The sequence below is a fragment of the Pseudomonas sp. zfem005 genome, assembly GCF_032621735.1.
Classification (GTDB): domain Bacteria; phylum Pseudomonadota; class Gammaproteobacteria; order Pseudomonadales; family Pseudomonadaceae; genus Metapseudomonas; species Metapseudomonas solani.
In genome coordinates this window covers 347370-353404 of sequence record NZ_JAVYJE010000009.1, presented here as the reverse complement: position 1 = coordinate 353404, position 6035 = coordinate 347370, and the positions used below count along the sequence as shown (strand labels likewise).

Annotated in this window: 6 protein-coding genes; 4 read left to right on the top strand and 2 right to left on the bottom strand. The window is 64.8% G+C overall.

The features are described from left to right. Positions 1-382 precede the first annotated feature (382 nt). Complete coding sequence (locus RTW82_RS21680) at positions 383-1177, top strand: MetQ/NlpA family ABC transporter substrate-binding protein (RefSeq protein WP_316926438.1); 795 nt, start codon at positions 383-385, stop codon at positions 1175-1177. 782 nt (positions 1178-1959) lie between these two features. Here RTW82_RS21680 and pyk read toward each other — a convergent pair. Together pyk and RTW82_RS21670 are read right to left on the bottom strand one after the other, a co-directional pair. After that, positions 1960-3411: a pyruvate kinase gene (gene pyk, locus RTW82_RS21675; RefSeq protein WP_316926437.1), complete on the bottom strand. Its 1452-nt coding sequence runs from the start codon at positions 3409-3411 to the stop codon at positions 1960-1962. Between the two features lie 87 nt (positions 3412-3498). Next, positions 3499-4302 carry a hypothetical protein gene (locus RTW82_RS21670; protein ID WP_021218061.1) on the bottom strand — a complete coding sequence of 268 codons (804 nt, stop codon included), beginning with the start codon at positions 4300-4302 and terminating at the stop codon, positions 3499-3501. A gap of 160 nt (positions 4303-4462) precedes the next feature. Here RTW82_RS21670 and RTW82_RS21665 point away from each other — a divergent pair, with 160 nt between their 5' ends. The 3 genes from RTW82_RS21665 (at position 4463) to RTW82_RS21655 (ending at position 5766) form a co-directional block, all read left to right on the top strand. Further along, positions 4463-4837: a tetratricopeptide repeat protein gene (locus RTW82_RS21665; RefSeq protein ID WP_021218060.1), complete on the top strand. Its 375-nt coding sequence runs from the start codon at positions 4463-4465 to the stop codon at positions 4835-4837. A gap of 84 nt (positions 4838-4921) precedes the next feature. After that, positions 4922-5344: a DUF4124 domain-containing protein gene (locus tag RTW82_RS21660; protein WP_021218059.1), complete on the top strand. Its 423-nt coding sequence runs from the start codon at positions 4922-4924 to the stop codon at positions 5342-5344. A 62-nt stretch (positions 5345-5406) separates the two neighbouring features. Next, a complete protein-coding gene (locus tag RTW82_RS21655) occupies positions 5407-5766 on the top strand; it encodes a PilZ domain-containing protein (protein WP_021218058.1) in 360 nt (119 codons plus the stop codon). The last annotated feature ends 269 nt before the right edge of the window (positions 5767-6035 follow it).

Here is a 6035-nt window from a genome sequence, read left to right as displayed (position 1 = left end):
AGCGGGCCAAGCCGTGACTGGAACCCCATGGGCGTAAGGCTGTGGCTTGGCAGTGGGGGCAATGCTCGGGAGGCTCCAGCGCCTCCGCCAGCATGCCCTGGGGGCAGGACAGCTGCGTTTGAAGCTGATCCCGCTGGGTTTGGTTGAGCTGAGTCAGGCGAGATAGCCAGCTCCGAAACTCTGTCGCACGCATGGCAGACCTCCTGAAAGAGATGCCGTAACGACAAGTCTAGAAGCTAGCAACACTTAACGCAGACAGAGCCAATTCATTCGCCCAGCAGGCCGCAGGCCTGCCCCACGGTGCCCCCGGGAGCGCTACGCGCTCCTTGGCGACTGAAGTCGCCCCTACACAGTGATTCTCCATTACCCGAGGAATGAACCCATGACCCGATTTACCCTCAAGACCCTCACCCTCGGCCTGCTCCTGGCCACCGGCATCGCCCAGGCCGCCGAGCAGACCCTGAAGGTGGGTACCACCGCCGCCTTCGCCCCGCCCCTGGAAGTGGCGGTGGAAGAAGCCGCCAAGCAAGGCCTCAAGGTGGAGCTGGTGGAGTTCACCGACTGGAACACGCCGAACATCACCCTGGCCCACGGCGACATCGACGTGAACTACTTCCAGCACACGCCCTTCCTGGAGAACGCCAACAAGGAAGGCGGCTTCGCCCTCAAGGCTTTCGCGCCCGGGGTGATCAACAACGTCGGCCTCTACTCGACCCAGTACAAGGCCATCGCCGACCTGCCCGAAGGCGCCAAGGTGGCCATCGCCAACGACCCCATCAATGGCGGTCGCGGCCTGCAGCTGCTGCAGAAGGCCGGGCTGCTCAAGCTCAAGGACGGCGTGGGCTACAAGGCGACCCTGGATGACATCGTCGACAACCCCAAGCACATCGACATCATCGAGCTGGAAGCCGTGCAGCTGGTGCGCGCCCTGGACGACGTCGACCTGGCCCAGGGCTACCCGCACTACATCCGCCTGGCCGGCACCCTCGACCCCAACAGCGCGCTGCTCTTCGACGGCATCGAGAACAAGGAATACATCATCCAGTTCGTCACCCGTGGCGATTACCAGGACGACGGCCGCCTGGCCAAGTTCGTGGATGTGTACCAGCACTCGCCGCAGGTGCGTGCCGCCTTGGATAAGGCCCACGGAAGTTTGTACCAGCCCGGCTGGCAGTGACGCCCCTGGAATCCAGGGCTACCGGCGGCACGATGTCATTGCTGTTTGTGGGAGCGAATTCATTCGCGAAAGGAGCGCGCAGCGCTCCCCGGGGGGCCCTGGCAGTCCTTCGGCCTGCAATCGCGGATGAATCCGCTCCCACAGGATGAAGACGGTCGCCCTGGCGCTGTTGATCGTTGTAGGGGCGAATTCATTGGCTCTGTCTGCGTTAGCTGTTGTGGTTTTAATGCAGGCGCTCAAGCACGGTGCTTTCCGGGCACCAAAGGATTTCTGCCACCGCCACCGCATGGGTTTCGCTCCGCTCTACGCCATCCTACGAAAGCCGCCGCTACGTGCACGCTGGGTTGGTGCGCACATCAATATGTGGATTTGAGCGAAGAAAGTTGGAGCAGCCGCCAACGCCCCTCCAGGAGGCTGAACGCAGTCGTTGCGCCGGGGGACGAGCGGCATGGATGCCGCGAGAGGCGCGCCAGGCCATGGATGGCCCATCGCGCCGGCCCCCAGAGCGACGATGGAGTGAGGGCACCGCGGCGAAGCCGGGGCCGGATGATGGGGCAAGTTTTTTGGTTCCTTTTCAACGATTGGAAAAGGGACTCGCCCGGGAGGGCGAAACCAGAAACATCACCAGAACTCAGCAATCAGCTGAGCTCAAATCCTCTAGCAACACTTAACGCAGACAGAGCCAATTCATTCGCCAAGCGGTGCGCAGCGCCGCCGTTTCCAAGCCCTTGAATGAAAAAAGGCCGCTCATCGAGCGGCCTTTTTCATTCACTGCGGATGCCTCACACCAGCGGGTCGCCGACGTGGAGGATCTTCATGGTGTTGGTGCCGCCGACGGTGTGGTAGCTGTCGCCCTTGGTGAGGATGACCCAGTCGCCCTGCTGCACGATGCCGCGCTTGAGCAGTTCGTCCACCGCGGCCTGGCTGACCTTGTCGGCCGGCAGCGCGGCCGGGTCGAAGGGCACGGTCTGCACGCCACGGAAGAGGGCGACGCGGGCCTGGGTGGCGCGGTGGGGGGAGAAGGCGAAGATCGGCACCGAGGAGCGGATGCGCGACATGATCAGCGGGCTGTAGCCGCTCTCGGTGAGGCAGATGATCGCCTTCACGCCCGGGAAGTGGTTGGCGGTGTACATGGTCGCCAGGGCCACGCTCTCGTCGCAGCGGCTGAAGGTGTGCCCCAGGCGGTGGCTGGATTTCTGGCTGGTGGGGTGCTTCTCGGCACCGACGCAGACACGGGCCATGGCCTGCACCGCTTCCACCGGGTATTCGCCGGCGGCGCTCTCGGCGGAGAGCATCACGGCGTCCGTGTAGTCCAGCGCGGCGTTGGCTACGTCGGAGACTTCGGCGCGGGTCGGCATGGGGCTGTGGATCATCGACTCCATCATCTGGGTCGCGGTGATCACGGCTTTGTTGTAGCGGCGGGCGTGCAGGATGATCTTCTTCTGGATGCCCACCAGCTCGGCGTCGCCGATCTCAACGCCCAAGTCGCCACGGGCCACCATCACGGCGTCGCTGGCGCGGATCAGGCCGTCCAGGGCTTCGTCGTCGGCCACGGCTTCGGCGCGTTCGATCTTGGCCACCAGCCAGGCGCTGCCACCGGCTTCGTCGCGCAGGCGGCGGGCCAGTTCCATGTCGGCGGCGTCACGGGGGAAGGACACGGCCAGGTAGTCCAGTTCCATCTCGGCGGCCAGTTTGATGTCGGCCTTGTCCTTGGCGGTCAGGGCCGGGGCGGTGAGGCCACCGCCACGACGGTTGATGCCCTTGTGGTCCGACAGCGGGCCACCGATGAGCACGGTGCAGTGCAGTTCGTCGGCGGTGGTGGCGTCGACGCGCATGACCACGCGGCCGTCGTCCAGCAGCAGTTCGTCGCCGATACCGCAGTCCTTGATCAGGTCCGGGTAGTCGATGCCGACCACATCCTGGTTGCCGGCTTCACGCGGGTGGGTGACGGAGAAGCGGAATTTGTCGCCGGCTTCCAGTTCGATGCGCTTGCCTTCGAACTTGGCGATACGGATCTTCGGGCCTTGCAGGTCGCCCAGCAGCGCCACGAAGCGGCCGTGCTTGGCTGCCAGCTCGCGGACCAGGCGGGCGCGCGCCTTGTGCTCGTCGGGGGTGCCGTGGGAGAAGTTCAGGCGGGCAACGTCGATACCGGCGAGGATCAGCTGTTCCAGCACCTCGGGCGAGTTGCTGGCTGGGCCGAGGGTGGCGACTATCTTGGTGCGGCGAAGGGACATGCGAAGACTCCATTTTTCAAGCAGAGCCCGAGGCTACACCGCTCGCAACCTGTAGTCATTGTTCCTCTTCACTACCCTTTGCCGGGGTTATTTCACGCCGGGATTCAGCGCCTGGTCCAGGTGCCGGGCGGCATTCTCGGCCTGCTCGGCATCGGGGAACTCGGCGAGCAGGCGGCGCAGGTAGCCGATGGCGCGGCCACGGTCGGCGCGGGGATTGGCCGGGGCCAGGTTCATCAGCGCCATCTGGTACAGCGAGCGGGCCTTGATATCGGGCTGCACATGGGCGTCGCCCAGGGCCAGGGAATACAGCTGCTCGGCTTCGTCGACGCGGTCCTTGAGCACGGCGCGGCGCGACAGCAGGGTCATGTCCGGGTCGAGATCGCTGCGGTAGAGATCGAGGTTCTGGCTGGGCTTCCAGTCGGCCAGCAGCTCGCGGGCGGTCTTGTGCACCGGCTCGTCGGCGCGCTGGCGGATTACCAGGATGCGCGCTTCGGCGCGTTCGGCGGCGCGGGTGCCGGGGAACTCGTTGGTGATCTGGTAGAAACGGTTGAGCGCCTTGGTGTCATCGCGCTGGTCGTTGTAGCGGCTCATGTAGATCAGGCCGATCTGGTAGAGCGAGATGGCACGCACCTCGTCGCTGAACTGGCGATCCTGGTAACCGGTGAGGTAGAGCTTCTCGGCCTGGGCGCTGGTGCCATCGCGGATGGCCATGGCGCTGTAGGTGAGCAGGTCGCCATCCTCTTCCACCGCCGCGGCCATGCGGTTGTTCTTCAGCACCTTGTACTCCACCGCTTCGTTGGTGGTGATCTGGGCGATGAACAGCGGGGTGGTGGGGGCGCAGGCGCCAAGCAGCAGGAGGGTGCACAGCAGGGCAGGGCGGATGGGCTGCATGGAGGCTCCGGGGGCGGGGTTTGGGCGAGTCTAGCAGCCGCTTCGCCTGGGCCGGGATGATGGGCTGCAAGTCCCATCGGAGGTTGTGCCCGCACTCCGCCGGATGGCGCTGCAGAAATTTCCGTGAGCGCCGATATACTCGCCAACGGAGGACTTACCCATGCGCACGCTGATCATCCTGGCCCTGCTCGCCGGCCTTGCCGGTTGCACCCGCTGGTCGCTGGACCATCACCTGAACAATGCCTACCACGCCTACGACGAGGGCGACTGCGAAACGGCCATGCTCGAGCTGTCCCAGGCCGAGCGCAAGAGCCGCTCGCGGGCCTATATGCAGCCGGAGATCTCCCTGCTGCGCGGCCAGTGCCTGGAGCGCCAGAGCCTGTTCGTGGATGCCCAGCAGACCTACAACTTCATCATCGGCCGCTACCCCACCAGCGAGTACGCCTACCGCGCCCGTGCGCGCCTGGAGACCCTGGAGAAGCTCGGCCAGATCAACACCGGCTCACCGGCCAAGGCCACCCCGGCGTCGCTCTGACCGGCGTTTCGACCGTCGGTCGTGGCTCGCTTGAGTGGCGACCGGCCAGCGCTAAGCTTGGCCTTTGTTTCCGGGAGGGGCTCCATGCGTCACCTGCTTTTCGCGGTCATCCTGCTGCCAGGGCTGGCGAGCGCGGAGATCTACCGCTGGACGGACGCCAGCGGCCAGGTGCATTTCAGCGAGCGACCCCAGGCCGGCGCGCAGCAGGTGGAGGTCAAGCCGCAGGTGGTGGAGCGTGACGAGGCCACCCGTGAACGTGAGCAACGTGCCGAGCAGTTCTTCGATGCCCGCCGCCAGGAACAGGCGCAGGCCGAGCGCAAGGCGGCGGATGCCCGCGGCGAGCGCCAGAAGCAATGCAACACGTTACGCGGTAACCTTGCCCAGCTTCGCGACGGCGCTAAGTTCTATCGTGTCGATGGGAAGGGTGAGCGCCAGTATTACAGCGACGGCGAGATCGACGCCGCCCGTCGTAAATTGACTGCGGAAATCAGTGAGCACTGCGGTTAATTACTTGGTTCGAGTGCAGTAGTGAGGCCATACTGAACGGCCATCAATAGCGATTCGCCATCATGCGTAGCCAACGCCGAATAGAACGCCACCAGCTGCCCTATTACCTGAAGGTCTTCAATCGCATCACCGACAAGCCCATGGGCTATCTGGGCAACGTGTCCCTCGAAGGCCTGATGCTCATTAGCCAGCTACCGATGCTGGTGGGGGCCCGTTTCGACATGCGCCTGAAGATTCCGGGGCATGACGGCCAGCAGCACTTCATCGATTTCTACGCGACCTGCCAATGGAGCCGGGAAGACGTCAACCCCGGCAACTTCGACTCGGGCTTTGCCCTGGTGGCACCGCCGCCGGAGTATGTGGAGATGGTCGAGGCGCTGCGCCACTACTTCAGCTTTCGTCCCCTCGCCGCGTCGGCGTAGCCGTGCCCGGCGTTAGCCGCTGCGCTTCAGGCGTGGCGGCAGCCTATGGGATCGCACGCAGAATGGTGAGGGTGGCGTGACCGCCATGATGGGTTTCGCTTCGCTCGCGGAACGCCGCCCGACCCATCCTACGAATTGGCCACGTAGGTCGGGTGCAACCCGACACATCCACGCACGGTGCCACGCGAGGTTCACCCGCCCTGCGGTTGTGCGTGCGGAGCTGACCATTGGGTAGGGTGGAGGTCGCTTTTTACCTCCACCGTGCGGAG

Coding starts and splice junctions, on each gene's coding strand:
- RTW82_RS21680 (WP_316926438.1), top strand. CDS start 383: ATGACCCGATTTACCCTCAAGACCCTCACCCTCGGCCTGCTCCTGGCC.
- pyk (WP_316926437.1), bottom strand. CDS start 3,411: ATGTCCCTTCGCCGCACCAAGATAGTCGCCACCCTCGGCCCAGCCAGC.
- RTW82_RS21670 (WP_021218061.1), bottom strand. CDS start 4,302: ATGCAGCCCATCCGCCCTGCCCTGCTGTGCACCCTCCTGCTGCTTGGC.
- RTW82_RS21665 (WP_021218060.1), top strand. CDS start 4,463: ATGCGCACGCTGATCATCCTGGCCCTGCTCGCCGGCCTTGCCGGTTGC.
- RTW82_RS21660 (WP_021218059.1), top strand. CDS start 4,922: ATGCGTCACCTGCTTTTCGCGGTCATCCTGCTGCCAGGGCTGGCGAGC.
- RTW82_RS21655 (WP_021218058.1), top strand. CDS start 5,407: ATGCGTAGCCAACGCCGAATAGAACGCCACCAGCTGCCCTATTACCTG.